The organism is Leifsonia lichenia, from assembly GCF_054780215.1.
In genome coordinates this window covers 729,454-748,095 of record NZ_BAAGWT010000001.1, presented here as the reverse complement: position 1 = coordinate 748,095, position 18,642 = coordinate 729,454, and the positions used below count along the sequence as shown (strand labels likewise).

15 protein-coding genes are annotated in these 18,642 nt (G+C 69.9%); 8 read left to right on the top strand and 7 right to left on the bottom strand.

All coding sequences use genetic code 11. The annotated features are described in order from the left end of the window. Nucleotides 1–27: 27 nt before the first annotated feature. The 4 genes from ACYVGI_RS03475 to kynA are packed head-to-tail and all read right to left on the bottom strand — an operon-like array spanning nt 28 to nt 4,397. On the bottom strand, nt 28–1,044 hold the full coding sequence (locus tag ACYVGI_RS03475; protein ID WP_460631257.1) for a PaaX family transcriptional regulator: 1,017 nt from the start codon (nt 1,042–1,044) through the stop codon (nt 28–30). Next, a complete protein-coding gene (locus tag ACYVGI_RS03470) occupies nt 1,037–2,347 on the bottom strand; it encodes a kynureninase (protein ID WP_460631256.1) in 1,311 nt (436 codons plus the stop codon). Before ACYVGI_RS03470 ends, ACYVGI_RS03475 begins: the two co-directional genes overlap by 8 nt. Continuing rightward, complete coding sequence (locus ACYVGI_RS03465; protein ID WP_460631255.1) at nt 2,344–3,540, bottom strand: amidohydrolase family protein; 1,197 nt, start codon at nt 3,538–3,540, stop codon at nt 2,344–2,346. Before ACYVGI_RS03465 ends, ACYVGI_RS03470 begins: the two co-directional genes overlap by 4 nt. Further along, complete coding sequence (gene kynA / locus ACYVGI_RS03460; RefSeq protein WP_460631254.1) at nt 3,537–4,397, bottom strand: tryptophan 2,3-dioxygenase; 861 nt, start codon at nt 4,395–4,397, stop codon at nt 3,537–3,539. Before kynA ends, ACYVGI_RS03465 begins: the two co-directional genes overlap by 4 nt. Before the next feature lie 355 nt (nt 4,398–4,752). Between kynA and ACYVGI_RS03455 the strand changes: the two genes are divergently transcribed. From ACYVGI_RS03455 to ACYVGI_RS03430, 6 genes are all read left to right on the top strand, one after another. Continuing rightward, nucleotides 4,753–5,691, top strand: coding sequence for a phosphate/phosphite/phosphonate ABC transporter substrate-binding protein (locus ACYVGI_RS03455; protein WP_460631253.1), 939 nt, complete (start codon nt 4,753–4,755; stop codon nt 5,689–5,691). A gap of 414 nt (nt 5,692–6,105) precedes the next feature. Next, nucleotides 6,106–6,987 carry a phosphonate ABC transporter ATP-binding protein gene (gene phnC / locus ACYVGI_RS03450; protein WP_460631252.1) on the top strand — a complete coding sequence of 294 codons (882 nt, stop codon included), beginning with the start codon at nt 6,106–6,108 and terminating at the stop codon, nt 6,985–6,987. Next, a complete protein-coding gene (phnE, locus tag ACYVGI_RS03445; RefSeq protein ID WP_460631251.1) occupies nt 6,987–8,588 on the top strand; it encodes a phosphonate ABC transporter, permease protein PhnE in 1,602 nt (533 codons plus the stop codon). Before phnC ends, phnE begins: the two co-directional genes overlap by 1 nt. Beyond that, the gene (locus ACYVGI_RS03440; protein WP_460631250.1) at nt 8,585–9,775 is read left to right on the top strand and encodes a TIGR03364 family FAD-dependent oxidoreductase; all 1,191 of its coding nucleotides are present in this window, start codon (nt 8,585–8,587) and stop codon (nt 9,773–9,775) included. The genes phnE and ACYVGI_RS03440 overlap by 4 nt, the downstream gene beginning before the upstream one ends. Before the next feature lie 118 nt (nt 9,776–9,893). Then, nucleotides 9,894–10,754: a phosphonatase-like hydrolase gene (locus ACYVGI_RS03435; RefSeq protein WP_460631249.1), complete on the top strand. Its 861-nt coding sequence runs from the start codon at nt 9,894–9,896 to the stop codon at nt 10,752–10,754. Between the two features lie 11 nt (nt 10,755–10,765). Beyond that, complete coding sequence (locus ACYVGI_RS03430) at nt 10,766–11,917, top strand: alcohol dehydrogenase catalytic domain-containing protein (protein WP_460631248.1); 1,152 nt, start codon at nt 10,766–10,768, stop codon at nt 11,915–11,917. An 81-nt stretch (nt 11,918–11,998) separates the two neighbouring features. Here the strand turns inward: ACYVGI_RS03430 and ACYVGI_RS03425 are convergent, their stop codons facing one another. Then, nucleotides 11,999–13,288: a cation:proton antiporter gene (locus tag ACYVGI_RS03425; RefSeq protein WP_460631247.1), complete on the bottom strand. Its 1,290-nt coding sequence runs from the start codon at nt 13,286–13,288 to the stop codon at nt 11,999–12,001. A gap of 163 nt (nt 13,289–13,451) precedes the next feature. Continuing rightward, nucleotides 13,452–15,527: an Ig-like domain-containing protein gene (locus tag ACYVGI_RS03420; RefSeq protein WP_460631246.1), complete on the bottom strand. Its 2,076-nt coding sequence runs from the start codon at nt 15,525–15,527 to the stop codon at nt 13,452–13,454. 255 nt (nt 15,528–15,782) lie between these two features. On the opposite strand from ACYVGI_RS03420, the gene ACYVGI_RS03415 reads away from it, so the two are divergent. Then, nucleotides 15,783–16,391: a uracil-DNA glycosylase gene (locus ACYVGI_RS03415; RefSeq protein WP_460631245.1), complete on the top strand. Its 609-nt coding sequence runs from the start codon at nt 15,783–15,785 to the stop codon at nt 16,389–16,391. Between the two features lie 58 nt (nt 16,392–16,449). Further along, nucleotides 16,450–17,064, top strand: coding sequence for a TIGR00645 family protein (locus tag ACYVGI_RS03410; RefSeq protein ID WP_460631244.1), 615 nt, complete (start codon nt 16,450–16,452; stop codon nt 17,062–17,064). Between the two features lie 49 nt (nt 17,065–17,113). Here ACYVGI_RS03410 and arfA read toward each other — a convergent pair whose 3' ends face one another. Next, nucleotides 17,114–18,619 (bottom strand): arabinosylfuranosidase ArfA, encoded by a 1,506-nt coding sequence (gene arfA, locus ACYVGI_RS03405; protein ID WP_460631243.1) that lies wholly within the window; start codon nt 18,617–18,619, stop codon nt 17,114–17,116. Nucleotides 18,620–18,642: the final 23 nt, after the last annotated feature.

Here is an 18,642-nt window from a genome sequence, read left to right as displayed (position 1 = left end):
TCGCGTGGTCCGGGGGATGCGTCGATTCTACCGTGAAGCGCGGTGCTCATCCGCGCGGATGGGTTCGGGGGCGGCGACCGTGGCCGCGTATGCGACGGCGACGGGCTCAAGACGTGCACGCAAGGCGGCGAAAGCGGCGGCAGCGGCGGCGCCCGGCCAGTCCGGGGGCAGCGCGGCGGAGGGCAGGCCGGGGTCGAGATACGGGATCACGCGCCACTCATCGACGGCGCGCACCCAGCGGGCGAACGCGTCGCGGGCGGCGAGTGCATCCGGTGCCGCTGCCGGTGCGGCTGCCGCTTCCCCTGCCGCTTCCGGTGCGGCGATCGATGGATGCGCGTGGCGCGCCAGGAACCCGTCGTACGCCGCGCGAATGGTCGCCAGGTCGTACCACCGCGGGAGAGCGGCGGCGAGGTCGCCGACGGCGACGGCGTTGGTGAAGAGGATGGCCTGGTCGCGCAGTCGGAGGTCGTCGATGGTCTCCGCGAGTTCGGCTTCGAGCGCGGCGGGGGCGATCCACAGGCCGTCGGCGACGGTGCCGCAGCCGAGGGCCGAGAGCCTGCGGCGCAACTGGTGGCGGCGGGCGCGCTGCCGCTCGGGGAGGGAGAAGGAGAGGAGGCACCAGGCTGTGGCTGTGGTGGAAGCAGGCGCGGCGGTGGTCGTGCTGGCGGCTCGCGCATCCACCGGCCGGAAGATGCGGGCGTCGCCGCGTTCCAGCATCGGGATCGCGGCGGGGTCGATCGCGTATCCCGCCACGTCTGCGCGGGACTCGCGCCGCAGCACTCCGCGTGCGCAGAGTCGCGTGAGGCTGGAGCGCGCTGTGCTGGCGGGGATGCCGAGGGCGGCGAGCAGTTCGACGGCGCCTGCTGCGCTCATCCAGCCGCCGATCGGGCGCAGCACGGCTCCGACTATGGTTCTGAGCAGGGCCGTGGAGCTGCCGGTGCTCGCCTCGAGGTCTTCGCGTGCGGCCTCGGAGAGCCCGGAGACCGGCGATGGCGCTGGCCCGGCCGCTGCCACCGTCACCACCCCTGCCGCAGCGTCAGTCATGTGTGAGCTCGCCGAGCACATCCCGCACTGCGACGATGCCGCGGTAGGTCTCCTCGAAGCTCGTGCTGAGCGGGGACAGGCCGAGGCGGAGTCCGTCCGGGTCGCGGTAGTCGGGGATCACGTCGCGCTGCCAGAGCGCAGCGGTCGCCTGCCGCATCGCCGGGTGGTCGAGGGTCACGTGTCCTCCGCGTCTCTCTGCGTCGCGCGGGCTGACCACGGTGACGCCGAGGGGCGCGAGCCATTCGTCGGACAGCGCGATGGCGAACTCGGTGAGCGCCACAGACTTGGCGCGCACGGCGTCGATGCCGCACTCGGCGATCATCGCGATCGTGTCCTGCATGGCGAGCATCCCCACCACAGGCGGCGTGCCGCTGATGAAGCGCCGGATGCTCGGAGCCGGCCGGTATTCGGGGCCCATCGCGAACATGTCGGCCGTGCCCATCCAGCCCTGGATCGGCTGGGCGAGGCCGGCCTGCAGCCCGGAACGCACGTAGCCGAAGGCCGGGGAGCCCGGACCGCCGTTCAGATACTTGTATGTGCAGCCGACAGCGAGGTCGACCCCCCACACGTCGAGTTCGACGGGCACAGAGCCTGCTGAGTGGCAGAGATCCCAGAGCACGAGGGCGCCGGCGTCGTGGGCGATGCGGGTGATCGCGGGCACGTCGGCGAGGAAACCGGAACGGTAAGCGACGTGACTGAGCACGACCAGCGCGGTCTGCGGGCCGACCACAGCGGCGACCTGCTCCGGTGTGACGCCGGCGTGCGTGTCGGCCTCGATCCAGACGAGCGTGAGACCGCGCTCGCGAGCGATGCCGTCGAGCACGTAGCGGTCGGTGGGGAAGTTGTCGGTGTCGAGGACGATCTCGGTGCGGCCCGGCTGCGCATCCACGGCGGCGCGCGACAGCTTGTAGAGGAGCACGGTGGTCGAGTCGCCGACGAATGTCTGGCCGGGCGCAGCCCCGACGATCGAGCGCCCGATGGCGTCACCGATCGTGAACGGCAGTTCCAGCCATTCCTCGTCCCAGCCACGGATGAGGCGACCGCCCCAGTCGTCGAGCAGGAACCGGTGGATGCGCTCGATGCTCGCCCTGGTCGGACGCCCGAGAGAGTTGCCGTCGAGATAGGCGACGATGCTGCTGGTGTCGTCGTCGATCCCGGCGAAACGGTCGCGGTATGGGGCGAGCGGGTCGGCGGCGTCGAGCGCGCGTGCGGCGGCCAGCGGGTCGGGGATGGCGCTCGGTTCGACGAAGTCGGACGGGACGGACGCGGTGGGGAAGGCGGCTGGGTCGACAGGGTCGGTCATGCGGGGTCCTCTCGGGAGGTGGGGGATGCGGGAAGGGTCGCGACGGTGCGGCCGGTCGCTGTGGCGAGCCACGATGGCAGGTCGGCGGGGTCGGATGGTGGCGTGGTGGGGAGCCAGGCGAAGCGCGGGCCGATGACGCTGGTGGGTGCCGTGGGTGCCGTGGGTGCCGTGGGTGCCGTGGGTGCGGCGGGTGCCGGTGCATCGGGTGTGGCGGACGCCTGGGGCGCGGTGGATGTGCTCGCGATCGTTGCGACGAGCGCCGCGCCGTCCAGACCGCAGGCTGCGATGGCCGCAAGCTCGCGCCGGTTGACGCCCACCGCGAGCGGCCCGTTGCCGAGGTCGGTGCCGTACAGCACGCGGCCGCCCGCAGCGACGAAGCGCCGGAGGTTGTCCTGCGCCACGGCGAATTCCGCGGTCGGCTCACCCCAGCCGTGGATGTCCAGGGTCGACACCCAACTCATGCCGGCGGCGGCCGCACGCTGCACGTCGGCGTCGTCGACCCGCTCGCTGAACGGAGCGTGCGCGAGTTGATCGGCACCGGCCGCGATCGCCCGAGCCGCCTGCCCCGAGCCCTGTGCGTGAACAGTCACAGGCACACCGGATGCGGCCGCTTCCTCCACAATCGCGGCGAGGACGGAGTTATCCACGGTTGTTCCCGCGTCGGTGTTCAGGGCGACCTTGATGCGGGAGGCTCCCAGCATGACCTGTTTACGAACCGCTCTTCGCGCATCCACCGGGCCCGTCAGCTCGGCGCTCGACCCTGGGGGTCCCCAGCCTGCGTTCACCGGATACCCGCCAGGGGAGGTGAGCAGCGCGCCCGCGATCGCGACGGCGGGCCGGTCCAGTTCGCCGGTCAGCCACGTGGATGCGACCTCGGGGATCCAGCCGAGGTCCACCGCGTCCGTGATTCCCGCGGTGAAGAGCGCGCGCTGGTCGGCGAGGCCGAGGTGCGTGTGGTGGTCGGTGAGGTGCGGGATGAGGGTGCCGCCGAGGTGGATGGGAGTGGCGGGGGACGACGTGGTGGCGGCGCGGGATGCCGTAGCGGCGGCGGGAGCGATGGCGGTGACGGCTGCAGCTCGCGGCTCTCCGCGCGGTGGCTGGGGTGTCTCTCGCAGCAGGGTGCCGTCGACCTCGTAGGTGGTGGGGCCGCGGAAGGCATGCCCGTCCCAGACGGCGTTGACGGAGTACATCATCGCGGTGTGCCGATTTCGGTGCGCACGGCGAAGAGCTCGGGGAAGAAGGTGAGTTCGAGCGCTTTCTGCAGGAAGCCGACGCCGGTCGAACCGCCGGTGCCCGTCTTCATGCCGATGGTGCGCTGCACCGTCTTGAGGTGGCGGAAGCGCCAGAGCTGGAAGTTGTCCTCCAGGTCGACCAGTTCTTCGCACGCCTCGTACTCGGCCCAGTTGTCCGCAGCGTGCTCGTAGATGCCGCGGAACACCGGCACGAGTTCCGGGGTGAAGACGTACGCCTCTGTCACGTCTCGGTCGAGCACCGAAGACGGCACGGCGAAGCCCGCTCGTGCGAGATAGCGGAGGAACTCGTCGTAGATGCTCGGAGCGTCCAGAAGTTCGGCGAGCAGCGCGTGGGCGACCGGGTCGTTCTCGAAGACGCTGAGCATACGGCGGTTCTTGTTGCCGAGCACGAACTCCACGGCGCGGTACTGATACGACTGGAATCCGGACGAGTTGCCGAGGAAGCCGCGGAACTCCGCGTACTCGGTCGGAGTGAGCGTGGCGAGCACCGACCACTGCTCAGTGAGCGTCCGCTGGATGTGCTTGACCCTGGCGATGCGTTTGAGCGCAGGGGCGAGCTGGTCCGCGCGCAGGAGGTCGCGGGCGGATTCCAGTTCGTGCAGCACGAGCTTGAGCCAGAGCTCGGTGGTCTGGTGCTGGATGATGAACAGCAGCTCGTCGTGGTGCTCGGGCACGCTCACCGGGTTCTGTGCGCTGAGCAGGGTCTCCAGGTCCAGGTAGGAGCCGTACGACATCCGCCGCCGGAAGTCCGTGACGATGCCGGGGTCGAACTCGCGAGTGTTGTCATCGACGGCCATGCTGCAATATTGCACCGGTCGTCACGATAGTGCAACACGTGGATGCGGGTGCCCGCCGCAGCCCCGACGCCTCGCGCCGCTCGAGCCCGCCGCTCCTGCCCGCCGCTCGTGCCCGCCGCTCGTGCCCGCCGCTCCTGCCGCCGCTCCAGCCGCGCCTGCCCGCCGCTCCAGCCGCGCCTGCCCGCCGCTCCAGCCGCGCCTGCCCGCCGCTCCACGTTCATCGAGCCGTAACCGGCGGTTGCCGTCGGCGTCGCATCCCGCACCTAGCGTTCCAACGAACACAGCAGCGCCGTTCGGCGTGCAGACACCACACCACACCACACCACACCGCATCGCATCACCAGGAAGGTCTTCGATGAAACTGTCCATCACCAAGACGCTCGCCGTCGGCGCAGCGCTCGTCCTCTCCCTCGGACTCGCCGCTTGTACCGGTTCGGCCAACGCAAGCTCGACCGACGACGCGTCCTCGACCGCGTCGGCCGCTACCTTCGCCAAGGACTCGAGCACGCTCGTCTTCGGCGTCGTCCCGGACACGGTGAACACGCAGTCCAACTACCAGCCGATCGCCGACTACATCGCGAAGATCACGGGCAAGAAGGTCGAGTACCGCGAGTCGAGCGACTACACCGCGCTCATCCAGGCCGCCATCGCCGGTCAGATCGACGTCGCCAGCTTCTCCGGCTTCACCTACGTCACCGCCACCAACGGCGGCGCCAAGATCACGCCGTTCGCGTCGATCATCACCAAGGAGGGGCAGAAGCCCGGTTACTACTCCGAGGCCATCGTCCCGGAGAAGTCGTCCATCTCGTCGATCGACGACTTCAAGGGCAAGAAGGTCTGCTTCGTCGACCCGAGCTCGACCTCCGGCTACCTCTTCCCGACCTACAACCTCATGAAGGCGGGCATCGACCCGGCCAAGGACATCACCCCGGTGTTCGCGGGCAAGCACGACGCCTCGGCCCTCAAGGTCTCGCAGGGCGCCGAGTGCGACGCCGGCTTCGCAGAGGACTCCGCGGTCGACGCGCAGCCCGGCCTCAAGGTCGTCGCGAAGACGATGGTCCCCGGTGCTCCGATGGTGTTCTCGAACACGCTCCCGGACGAGATCAAGAAGGACCTCAGCGACAAGCTGTCCACAGTGACCATCGCCGACATCCAGAAGGCGGGCATCAAGAACGCCGACTCCGACGGGTTCAAGGCCACCTTCTTCGCCTTCAGCCCGGTCGACGACAAGTACTACGACCAGATCCGCGACATCTGCAAGGTCACCAAGGCCGCGCAGTGCGAGGTCAAGTAGTCACGCGCTGACACCACGCAACGCGCACCACGCACCACGCACCGCGCACCACGACCGCCGTCCGCCTTCGGGTGGGCGGCGGTTCGCGCGTCTGGGGTTCCGCAGGAAGACGCGGGCGACACGCCGTCGCGATCTCCGTTCGGAAGGAGAAACCGGGCTGTGGGAGCGGTATCTCCTGCCGAGCGTAGGTCGCAGGAGCGTCGCCCTGCCGTCGCCCTGCCATCACCAAGCCGTCGCCCTGCCATCACCCTGCCGTCGCCCTGCCGTCACCAAGCCATCGCCCCGCCATCGCCGAGCCGTCGCCCCGCCGCGCCGCCCGCCGTTCACCCGACGGTAACCGGGCGTTGCGTCGTCGGACGCACCCGGCTCCTACTGTTGCCGCAGGTTTCGGATGGCAGGGATGGGTTGACGGACATGAGTGAAGCAGCGCGCATCGTCGAGGTGGCAGGGGTCACCAAGAAGTTCGCAGAGACGACAGCGCTCGACGACGTGAACCTGAGCGTCGCCAAGGGCGAGGTCGTGGTGCTGCTCGGTCTCTCGGGCTCGGGCAAGTCGACTCTGCTTCGCCACCTGGACGGCCTGGAGCGACCGACCAGCGGCCAGGTGCGCGTGCTCGGGCAGTCGGTTCCGCAGCTCGGCGCGCGTCCGCTGCGCACGCTCCGCAGTCGCATCGGGTTCATCTTCCAGCAGTTCGAGCTCGTCGGTCCGCTGACCGTCATCGAGAACGTCCTCACCGGATCGCTCGCCACACTGCGCGGCCCTCGCCTCGGCGCCTTCACCTACCCGGCCGCACTTCGCCGCCGCGCCATCGCGCATCTCGACAGGGTCGGGCTCGCGGACAAGGCGTACCAGCGCGCCGACACCCTCTCCGGTGGTCAGCAGCAGCGCGTCGCCATCGCGCGCGCGCTCATGCAAGACCCGGAGATCCTCCTCGCCGACGAGCCCGTCGCCTCCCTCGACCCCGAGTCGAGTGAGCAGGTCATGGCGCTCATCAGGGAGATCGCCGCCGACAACGGCCTCACCGTCATCTGCAGCCTGCACCAGGTGGACCTCGCCCTCGGCTGGGGAGACCGCATCGTGGGCCTCCGCCACGGACGCGTCGTGCTCGACACCCCGACCGCCGGTCTCGACAAGGCGCAGGTGATGGAGATCTACGGCAGGGTCGCCGCCACCACCCGCGAACTGAACGCCATCGACAGCGAACTCGCCGCAGACGTGGATGCGGCCGCCGAGCTCGAACTCGCGGGCGCCGTCCTCGCAACAGCCGCCCCCTCCAGCACCGCCCCGCGCGCCTGATGGCCACCGTCCCGCTCGCCGACGCGCGCACATCCCTCGCGGCTCTGCGTCGCCCGCGCCCGCCCGCGTCCAGGGTCGCGGCCGTCGTGGTGCTGTTCGCCCTGCTCGCGCTCGGCGTCGCCGCCTTCCCCGTGCTCGGTGTCAGCTTCGACACCGTGGTCCGCAGCATCCCCAAGGCCGAGGCGTTCTTCGGCAGGATCGTGCCGCTTCGCCTCCCAGCGCCGGACGTGCTGTGGCCCGCAATCGGCCAGACGCTCGGGATGGTCGTGCTCGGCACGCTCCTCGCCGCGATCATCTCGGTGCCGGTCGCCTACCTCGCCGCCGCGAACACCAGCCCCAACCGCGCCGCGCAGTGGGCCGGCCGGTTCATCACCGTGATGACCAGGTCCATCCCGGATGTGGTGCTCGCCATGGTCTTCGCCGTGCTGTTCACCCTCGGCACCCTTCCCGGCATCCTCGCCATCGGCATCCACTCGATCGGTATGATCTCGAAGCTGTTCGCCGACGCCATCGAGCAGATCGACGAAGGTCCGAGGCTCGCCATCCGGGCGGCGGGCGGCAGCAGGTCGCAGGAGTTCTTCTCCGGCATCCTGCCGCAGGTCGCGCCGAGCTGGGTGGCGACCGTGCTGCACCGCAACGACATCAACCTGCGCGGGTCGATCATCCTCGGCTACGTCGGCGTCGCCGGGCTCGGCTACGAGATGTGGAAGGCGCTCGCCACCCTCGACTACCGCACGGCGATGGCGCTCGCGCTGGTCATGTTCGCGCTCTGCGTCGTGATGGAGGTCGTCTCGTCCACCGTCCGGCGCGGGATGCTCGGGGGCGGAGCGACGCGCAGCCTCACCGCGCGCCGCGTCAGGAACACCGTCACCTGGGTGCTCACCGCCGTGGTGATCGTCGGGGCGCTGGTGATCGCGCAGGTGCACTGGGGCGACTTCCTCACCTTCTGGCGGAACGTCCCCCTCATCAAATTCTGGCCGCCGACGTTCGAGCCGTACACCGTCGAGCAGATCGCCGTCGCCATGCGCGACACCGTGCTGATCGCGCTCGCCGCGACCGTCGTCAGCCTGCTGTTCTCGCTCGTGGTCGGGTCCCTCGCCGCCAGGAACGTCGCGCCGAACGCGCCGACGCGCGGTGTGTTCCGTGTGCTGCTCGTCGCCGTGCGCGGTGTTCCGGAGCTGGTGCTCGCGATCGTGCTCATCATCATCACGGGGCTTGGGCCGACGGCGGCGGTGTTCGCGCTGGCTTTCGGCGGCGTCGGGCTGCTCGGCAAACTGTTCGCCGACTCCATCGAGGAGGTTCCGGCCGGGCCGCAGCGCGCGCTCACAGCGGTCGGCGCACGCCGCCTGCAGGTCTACGCGTCCGCCACCGTCCCGCCGAGCGTTCCCGCATTCGTCGGCCACAGCTTCTACCTGTTCGACAGCAACATCCGAGCCGCCACCGTGCTCGGCGTCGTCGGCAGCGGAGGGATCGGCTTCTACCTCAACAACGCGGCGCGCGTGTCGGCCTGGAACGAGGTCTTCGCGTTCGTGCTCGTGATCATGGCGACCGTCTTCATCGTGGAGGGGATCGCGGTCTGGATGAGGAAGGCGTTGCGATGAGCGGCGTCTCCGGAAGGAAGGGCACAGCGATGGGCAGACACTACGACCTCGCGATCGTCGGCAGCGGCATCGTCGGGCTCGGGCACGCGGTCGCCGCTCTGAAGCGCGGGCTCACGGTCGCCGTCGTCGACCGCGCATCCAGCGTCGTCGGTGCGTCGGTGCGCAACTTCGGGCACCTCTGCATCACCGGCCAGGAGGGCGAAGCGCGTGCGTACGCCGAGCTGGCCCGGGAGCTCTGGCTCACCCTCGCTCCCGAGGCCGGCTTCTGGCTGCGCGAGAGCGGGACAGTCGTGGTCGCGCAGGCCCAGGACGAACTGGCGGTGCTCGACGAATTCCGGCAGCGCAGAGGCGGGTCGGACGTGCGGCTGCTGACGCCTGCCGAAGTGCGCGACCGCATCCCCGTCGCCGACGGCGTCGCGGTCGGCGGCGCGTGGCTGCCCCGCGACCTGCAGGTGGATCCGCGTGAGGCCGCCTCGGCCATCGTCCGCTGGCTGGATGCGCACGGCGTCGACTTCTTCTGGCGCACGGCCGTGGTCGGAGTGCAGACCGGCGCGGTGCACACCTCACGCGGCACGCTGTCGGCCGACGCGGTGGTGGTCGCCGTCAACCACGACGTCGACCTGCTGTTCCCCGGCCTCGCCGAGGCGCACGGCGTGGAGCGCTGCGGCCTCGACATGATGCTGGTGGATGCGGAACTCGACCACCCGCTCAGCGCGCCCCTGCTCACGGGCTGGTCGCTGGTCCGCTACTCGGGCTTCGCCCACACGCCGAGCGCCGGTGCGCTGCGCGAGCGGCTGGCGGAGGAGCATCCGGAGCTGGCGGCGCTCGACCTCAATCAGATGTACACGCAGCGTCCGGACGGCAGCCTGATCGTCGGGGACACCCACTACCGCGGGGTCGACGTTCCACCGTTCCAGTCGGAGGCCGCCAGCGACCAGTTGATCGAGCTGGCCAGGCAGCTCTTCGGAACCGACCGCATCCGGGTGCGTGAGCGCTGGCAGGGCGTGTACGCGACGGCGCCGGACGACTTCCTCGTCGCGGCGCCAGCTCCAGAGGTGCGGGTCGTCTCCGTGACGACCGGCATCGGGATGACGACAGGGCTCGGCCTCGCGGAGCGGGTGGTGGACGAACTGTTCTCGTCGGCGCCCGGCGTGCTCGCGACCGCCGGTTCCGCGCGGGCAGACTGACCGCTCAGCGCAGCAGCCGGCCGCTGCCTGGCATCCGGCAGCACCGCGAACCCACCAGAACCGCCGACCCCACCCGTTCCACCAGACCCACCGGATTCACCACAGAAGGGCACCGATCATGAGCACAGACGCAACCACGAGGACCGGCGACGGAATCATCACCAGCGAGTTCGACGACATCGCCGTCGCCGGAGCCGTCGACACCGCGTCGGACAACACCGCCGACGAGGACTGGGAGGACGACGAGGAGTTCAGCGACGACGACCTCGACGACGCCGATGACCTCGACGCCGACCTCGAGCTCGTCGTGCTCGACATGGCGGGCACGACCGTCGTGGACGACGGCCTGGTCGAGCGCGCCTTCGAGCGCGCGGCGGACGCGGCGGGCATCGGGCAGACGCCGGAGGAGCGCGAGCGCGCGCTCGAGTACGTCCGCGACACGATGGGCCAGTCGAAGATCGCCGTCTTCCGCGCGCTCACCGATGACGAGGACCAGGCGCAGCACGCCAACGCCCTGTTCGAGTCGGCGTACGGAGAGCTCGCGGCGAGCGAGGGGCTGCGTGCCGTTCCGGGCGCGGAAGACCTCATCCGGCACCTGAGGGAGCTGGGCGTGAAGGTCGCGCTGACGACCGGCTTCTCCCGCCCGACACAGGACGCCGTGCTTGATGCGCTCGGCTGGCGCGATCTCGCCGACCTCACGCTCAGCCCGGCAGAGGCGGGTCGCGGACGTCCGTTCCCCGACCTCCCGCTCACCGCGCTGCTGCGCACCGGAGGGACCAGTGTCGAGGGCATGGTCGTGGTCGGCGACACCGCCAGCGACATCGCATCCGGGATCGCGGCCGGCGCCGGCCTGGTGGTCGGTGTGCTCACGGGCGCGCACGACGAGGAGACACTGACGGATGCGGGCGCCGACGCGGTCATCCCCAGCATCGCCGACCTCGCGGAACTGCTCGGCCTCGACGACACCGCCGGTCGATGACGGTGCGGGCGGTGACCCCGCGCGTGGTGGAACCGCCGGCACGCCTGGGGAAGGGGGTCAGCGTCTACCCGTCTGCGACGGCGATGGTGTGGCAGGGGGAGGGGCATCTGCACGAGGCGGTGGCCGTGCCAGGCGTGCGACTCTCGCCGGGTGACGCTCTGGTGGAGATCGAGCTGGCGACGGTGTGCGGCTCCGACGTGCACACGGTGCTGGGGCACCGCTCGGCGCCGACGCCGCTCATCCTGGGCCACGAGCAGGTCGGCCGCGTCGTCGCGCTCGGGCGCGGGGGAGCGAAGACCATCGACGGCCACAGGGTGAGCCTCGGCGAGCGGGTGGTCTGGTCCGTCGCCGTGCCGTGCGGACGCTGCACCAGGTGCCGCCGCGGCCTCCCGCAGAAGTGCGTGAACCTGCAGAAGTACGGCCACGAGCGGATGCGCCGCGGCTGGGAACTGTCCGGCGGTTTCGCCACGCACGCCCACATCCTCGACGGCACTCCGATGGCCCAGGTTCCAGAGGACGTGCCGTCCGAGGTGCTCGCGCCGGCGTCCTGCGCGACGGCGACCGTGGCCGCAGCGCTGGAGGCCGCGACCGCGATCACGCCGCTGGACGGCGGACTCGTCCTCATCGCCGGGGCGGGGATGCTCGGGCTCACGGCGGCCTCCATGGCCACGGATGCCGGCGCATCCGTCGTCGTCAGCGACCCGATCCCCGAGCGACGGGAGGCGGCGCTCGCCTTCGGGGCGGTCGCCGTCGCCGACCCTCGCGTCGCCGCGGACGCGCCTGGCGGGCTCACCGCCGCGCTGACCAAGGCGGGTGGCCGGGGCGCCGCCCCGACGGTCGCACTCGAGCTCTCCGGCGCGCCCGCCGCCGTCCGCTCCCTGCTTCAGACGGTCGACGTGGGCGGCGTGCTCGTGCTGGTCGGCTCCGTCTCGCCCGGCCCAGACCTCGCCATCGATCCGGAGCAGCTCGTGCGCCGGCTCGTCACGATCCGCGGCGTCCACAACTATGCGCCGCATCATCTCGGGGCCGCTGTCCGCTTCCTCGCGGAGGCGTGGCAGCGTTACCCGTTCGCCGCGCAGGTCGGCGAGACCTTCCCGCTGGCCGATGTGGATGCGGCGCTCGCCGCCGCCGGACGGCACCCGCGGGTGGCGCTGCGGCCGTAGACCGGGCGCATCGCTCGTGCGAAAGGTGCGCTGCGGAGCCGTGGCACCGCACGCTTCGCACGAGTCGTGCGGGTCGTGGGGTCAGGACGCGCTGGAGCGCCGGGCGATCCGCTTGACCACGTACGGGGCGGCGAGGCCGTGCAGGAGGATGCTGCCGATGACCGTGAGCACCGCGACGTCCCAGACGTCGTCGCCGACGCCGGTCGGGAGCTTGTTGAAGGCGAGCAGTCCGAAAACGATCGACGCCGTGCCGCGAGGACCGACGAACCCGATCACGGTCCGGTCGCGCCACGAGACGGAGGAGCCGAGCGTCGCCAGGTAGACGGGCACCGCCCGGAAGACGGTGAGAGCGAGCACGGCGAGCACGAGGAGGCGCCAGTCGACGCCCCGGACGATCATCTCCGTCGTCATCGCGCCGAGCACGAACCAGACGAAGTTCGTCGCGAACGTGCCGACCTCCTCCACGAGCACCAGCTCGTCGTGCGCGATCGACAACTGCTGCGTCTTGCGGGTGCGGGTGAAACGGAACATCACCCCGGCGACGAACGCGGCGACGAAGCCGTTCGCACCGATCCCGTGCAGAGTCGCGATGCCGTAGGTGAGAAGCGGGGTGATCAGCATGACGATGCGGATGCCCGTCGCGTTGGCGAATCCGCGACCGGAGGCCCACCTCGTGAGCACGCCGATCAGGCCGCCGAGCAGCACCCCGACCACGATCGCGACGACGGTCGCCGGCACAGCGCCGAGGAACGCGTTGACGAAGTCCTCGAGGTTCTTCTCCAGCTCTGTCTCGGTCGAGCCCGTCGGCTCGGCTCCGCTGTCCGCCACCGTGATCAGGGTCGGCAGCACGACCGCGATCGCGAGTGACATTCCGAAGATCGGGGAGATGAGACCGTCGTTGTATCCGCTCTCCACGTTGAGGATCTGCCGCACCCGCGCAGGGATCAGCGGAGACCGCAGCAGAGCCGTCGCCGGTGCGAAGTCGGTCGGCATGACGACGCAGGCCACGACGATCAGCACGAACAGGTTCACACCCGGCACCAGCCACAGGCCGGTCACGACGACGAGAGCCAGCGAGAGGGGCAGCGCGATCAGCACGAGCCTGGAAATCATCCTGCCTTCGCCGCCGAAGACCCCGCCCTTCACTTCACAGGCGTCCACGAACAGCAGCACCGCGAGGATCAGCTCCACCACGTGCTCTGCCACGTCGCTGTCGACGGTCTCGACGAAGGCGGGGATGTCGACCAGCACGATGAGCGAGCCGATGAGCGCGAGGACGACGGGTCCGGCGATGCCGCTGCGCTCGAACCGGTGCGCGACCAGCGACCACAGCGCGATCGCGGCGAACCCCACGAGGACGATGGTGGGCATCCTGAACCCTTCGCTCCGACTCTCCGCCCCAGCAGCGCGAGCTGGGACAATTCTGCCCTGCCGCGGGCGTCCGCTCCACGGTCGCCCCGCCGAAACGCCGCAGGCGTGACCCGCTCCGTGGAGCGAGTCACGCCTGTCGTCGTTGCGTGTTCCGACCGCGAGGTCAGGCCACGGTGTATGAGATCGGCGAGGTGTGAGTCTCGACCGCCCCGATGACCTGCACGACCGAACCGACGTACGCGCCGTTGCCGAGCGCGAACAGCGCCTCAGCCGACCAGGTGCCGTCCGCGCCGACCGTCGTCGTGGCGACGGTGCGGCCCGAGCTGCCGCGGACGATCACGGTGGCTCCTGCCTCCCCGGTGCCGGAGAAGACAGGCAGGGGACCGGACACGGTGCCGCCCGCGATCGGGTTGCTCAGCGTCAGGCCGTACGCGATGCGGTAGTCGAGCCCGCCGACCGTGAGCACGCCGCCGTCGTTGTGGTGGACCGTGCCGAGGTACGCCCCTGGGCTGAGCTCCAGGGTGGACTGCACCGACCACGTGCCGTCCGCATCCACTGTGGTGCTGGCGATCACGCGGCCGCTGTTGCCGCGGACGTGGACCGTGGCTCCCGCGGTGCCGGTGCCCTTGAACACGGGAGTGGTGCTGCCGAGCGTGCCGCCGATGGCCGGGCTGGTCACCTCGAACGGCATGGTGAGCGTCGGCCCGGCGATGGTGATCGTGTAGCGGACGGGTGCGGTCGTCGACGATGCTCCGAACGTCTGCTCGGTCGTGCCGATGTACGCTCCGTTCGTCAGCTCGACCGTGGACTCCGCCGACCAGTCGCCTGCCGCGTCGACCGTGGTGGTTGCGAGAACCTTGCCGCTGCTGCCTCGGACCACGACGGTCGCGCCAGGGTGGCCCGTGCCGGAGAACACCGGCTTGGCTACGGAGACGACCTCGCCAATTGCGGGGGAGGTGAGCGAGACTGCCGTGACCTGCGCGGCGGTCTTGACGCTGTATGGGACAGACGACGTGCTCACGTCGCCGCCGGAGGTCTGCGTCACGGTGGCGGTGTGGTCGCCGTCTGCGTGATCGTTCGCTGCCTCGATCGTCCACTGGCCCTTCTCATCGACGACGACGCTGCCGTGCAGCGTGCCGTTGTCGGCCTTCACCTCGACGGTCGCACCGGGGTGGCCCAGTCCCGAGAACACCGGCTTGGTCGCCGAGACGACCTCGCCGACGCCCGGCGTCGCCACGGAGACGGGCGTGACCGGCTCGGGCGTGACAGTCCCTGCGGTGGCCGGGATGCGCCAGAAGACGCTGCCGACCTGCGTGCTTTCACTCAGCACGGCCGGGTCGTACGAGACTCCGGTGCAGTCCTGGGGCGCCGAAGCTTTCGAGCTGGATGCCTGCGGCCAGATGACCAGCTTGTAATACCCGGGATCGTCGAGGGTGAAGCGGCCAACGTTGACAAGGACGCCGCCCTTCACGCCGGAGCTGTGGTTCGCGATCGTCATCAGCTCGGGGGTCGGCGTGACCGACGCCGGGGCGCCGTTGTCGCCGCGGACGAACTGGTAGTAGACCGAATCGGTCACATCGCATCCGTTGTCGGCCGAGCGGCCGGAGTTGAGAGCGTCGACGTGGAATTTGACGCCGAGGAGCGGGTCGGAGCTGTCGGCCGAGCTGACGTTGCCCCAGCCGGTCTGCGAGTTCGGCCCGTAGTAGCCGGGAAGGCTCGACGTCGTCGTATCCCACGCCTGGACCGCGAACGGACGACCGGTGGAGGTGTTCCGTCCGACGTTCTCGTAGGCGTGGTGGGTCGTGGTCGTGCCGTCCGCCATCGTGATGCGGAGGCCGACCTGGTACGTGATCGATTCCTTGACGGTCGGCACGCTCGAGTCGCCGCGCGCGCTGATGTACAGCAGGTCGTGGTCGCCGTCGCTGACCGTCTGCACGATCGAGTACGCGTTTCCGGCCGACGCCTGGATCGCGTCCACCTTTGTCAGCGTGCCCCAGGTGGTGGGCGCGTTCGGCGCGGAGTTCCACTCGATCTTGCTCGGCGCCGCCCCGGCGGCGACGCGCACAGTGAAGTCTGCCCGCCACTCGTCGTGGCCGTTGACCACCTGCTCGGACCAGCCGAGCATGGTCGTGGGCGCCGAGCCCGTCTCGCTGAGGGCTGGGCTCGCGCTGGCCGGCGCGGCGAGACCGACGGCACCGAACGCAACCGTCCCGAACGTGACGGCGGCACAAAGCCTCAAACGGGTTCCTGCAGAACGTCCGTACTTCATTCGTCGCATGGAGATGTATGTGTCCTTTCTCTGTTCGCGCTGCGGGGAACAGCGCTGCGTCACGGAGGACGACGCTTCTGCGGCCGCCTCCGACGCCTTCCCGAGTTTGGCGTCAGGCGAATACGGACGAAATACATGCAGACGTAATATGTAAGGATTATTTACAATCCCCCGAGCATGGCCGCCGACTAGCGTTTCGCGAGGCCGATCCGCGACCATGAGTGGATGCTCGACACCTTCTTCCGCATGCTTCGAGCCGTCCCAGCTCCAGCGGACGCCGAGTTCCTGTACGGCGACGACGAACTCGGCCGGATGCGGGAACGCAACCTGCGCCGCTACCTCGCGGCCGTCGACGGCGCCACCGTCCTCCTCCTCGCGGAGGCGCCGGGCTGGCGCGGCATGACCGTCACCGGGGTGCCGTTCGTCTCGGCGCGCGAGGCCGCGGCTGGCGGACCTGCGCGCCTGGCCGTTCCAGGGCTGGAGCTCCCCGAGCATCCAGAGGCCCCGTGGGAGGCGTCGAGCAGAGTGGTCTGGGCGACGCTCGCCGACTGGCGTGGACCGCTGCCGCTCACCTGGCCGATCTTCCCGCACCACCCGTTCGTCGCCGGTGACCCGCGCACCAACCGCACGCCCCGCCCCGCCGAGGTGCGCGACGGCACGCCGGTCGCCCTGGAGCTGGCGCGCGCGTTCGGCATCGAGACGATCGTCGCCGTCGGCAGGAAGGCGCAGGGCGCGCTCGCCGCGGAGGGGGTGGATGCGCCCGCCGTGCGGCATCCGGCGCAGGGCGGCGCGCGGGCCTTCACGGAGCAGGTGCTGGCGCTCAACGCATCCTGAGGGTTTTCACATAAACCGCTCTTTAGGCTTTCCCTGCCGAAAACGTGAGGAAGCCCCCGTGTCCGAGACTGCCCCACCCGTCACCACCACCACCGCAGCGCCCGTCGAGCCGCGCAGGCCGAACGCGCCACAGCGCGGGATCAGCTCGCTGATCTTCGCCAGTCGCTGGCTGCAGGCCCCCCTCTACCTGGGGTTGATCGTGGCGCAGCTCATCTACGTCTACGTCTTCATGGTGGAGCTGTGGCACATCGCCGCGGACGTGATCGCCCACCCGACGCACATCGAGGAAGCCGACATCATGCTCGCGGTCCTCGGGCTGATCGACGTGGTGATGATCGCGAACCTGCTGATCATGGTCATCATCGGCGGCTACGAGACGTTCGTGTCGCGCGTGAACGTCGAAGGGCATCCCGATCAGCCGGAGTGGCTGTCGCACGTCAACGCCAATGTGCTCAAGGTCAAGCTGGCGATGGCGATCATCGGCATCTCCTCCATCCACCTGCTGAAAACGTTCATCGCCGTCGCCGACATCGGCGGTGGCGCGGGCGGCGGCGTCATCGAAGGCGAGAAGTACACCAGCGAGGGCGTCTTCTGGCAGGTCGTCATCCACTGCGTCTTCATCCTGTCGGCCGTGGCGCTGGCCTGGATCGACAAGCTGTCGAAGACGAAGTGACGGGCGGCGTCAGCCGAAGGCGACCGCCGTCCACGAGACGGGCGGCACGTCAGCCGAAGGCGACCGCCGTCCACGAGACGGGCGGCAGCACGACGGTGAGTCGTCCGTCTTCGATGGTGGCCGACGTGTTGGGTGCGAGGCCGACGCGGGTCTGGTCGTCGATGGTGTTCTTGGCGTAGACGTCGTCGTCGGCGAGGGTGACCGCCTCCGTGATCCGTGAGGCGCCGAGGTCGCGCACATCGATGCTGACGGTGCGGGATGCGGTCTGGTCGCGGTTCACGAGGAACACCGCGCCGGTCGCGGTCTCCTCGTCGAAGGTCGCGACCGCATCCACCACGGCTGCGTCGCCGTGCACGGCGGTGCTGTACGTCGGGGCGTCGATGACCGGGCGCAGGACGGTGCCGCGGGCGAGCCTGCTGGTGACGGAGAACGGGAAGAACGTGGTCTGCCGCCAGGCGTCTCCGCCGGGCTCTGTCATGATCGGGGCGATCACGTTGACCAGCTGGGCGAGGGATGCGGAGGCGACGCGGTCGCTGTTCTTCAGGAGCGTGATCAGCAGGTTTCCGAGCACGACGGCGTCGGCGACAGAGTAGACGTCTTCGAGCTGGCGGGGGGCGACGCGCCATTCGTCGTTGATCTCGTCGCTGGCCTGGTGCTCGTCGAGGTACCAGATGTTCCACTCGTCGAAGGAGATGTTGATCTTCTTGGTGCTCTTCTTGCGGTAGCCGACGTGGTCGGCGGTCGCGATGACGGTGTCGATGAAGTACTGCATGTCGACGGAGGAGGCGAGGAACGAGCCGAGATCGCCGCCGCGCTCCTGGTAGTAGGCGTGCGCCGAGATGAAGTCGACGTGGTCGTACGCGTGCTCGAGCACGACGCGCTCCCACTCGCCGAAGGTGGGCATCCCGGAGCCGGACGAACCGCAGGCCACCAGTTCGAGGTCTTTGTCCGCCATCTTCATCGCCGCGGCGGTGCGGGCGGCGAGCTTGCCGTAGTCGTCGGCGGTGAGGTAGCCGGTCTGCCACGGGCCGTCCATCTCGTTGCCGAGGCACCACATCCGGATGTCGTGCGGCTCGACGGTGCCGTTGGCGACGCGCTGGTCGCTGAGCGCGGTGCCGGACGGGTGATTGGCGTACTCGAGCAGGTCGAGCGCCGACTCGATGCCGCGGGTGCCGAGGTTGACGGCGAGCATCAGTTCGGAGCCGGTGAGTTTCAGCCAGCGTGAGAACTCGTCCAGGCCCACCTGGTTGGTCTCCAGCGAGTGCCAGGCGAGGTCGCGGCGCACCGGGCGGTTCTCCCGTGGGCCGACGGAGTCCTCCCAGCGGAAGCCGGAGACGAAGTTGCCACCGGGGTAGCGCACGGTGGTCGAGCCGAGCTCCTTGACGAGGTCGACCACATCCAGCCGGAAACCGTCCTCGTTCGCGGTGGGGTGACCCGGCTCGTAGATTCCGTCGTACACACACCGTCCGAGGTGCTCGACGAACGATCCGAACGTGCGGCGGCGCACAGGTCCGACGGCGTTCGCGCGGCTGAGGACGATGGTGGTGTCAGTCATGGATGCGTTCCTTCTGGGTGATT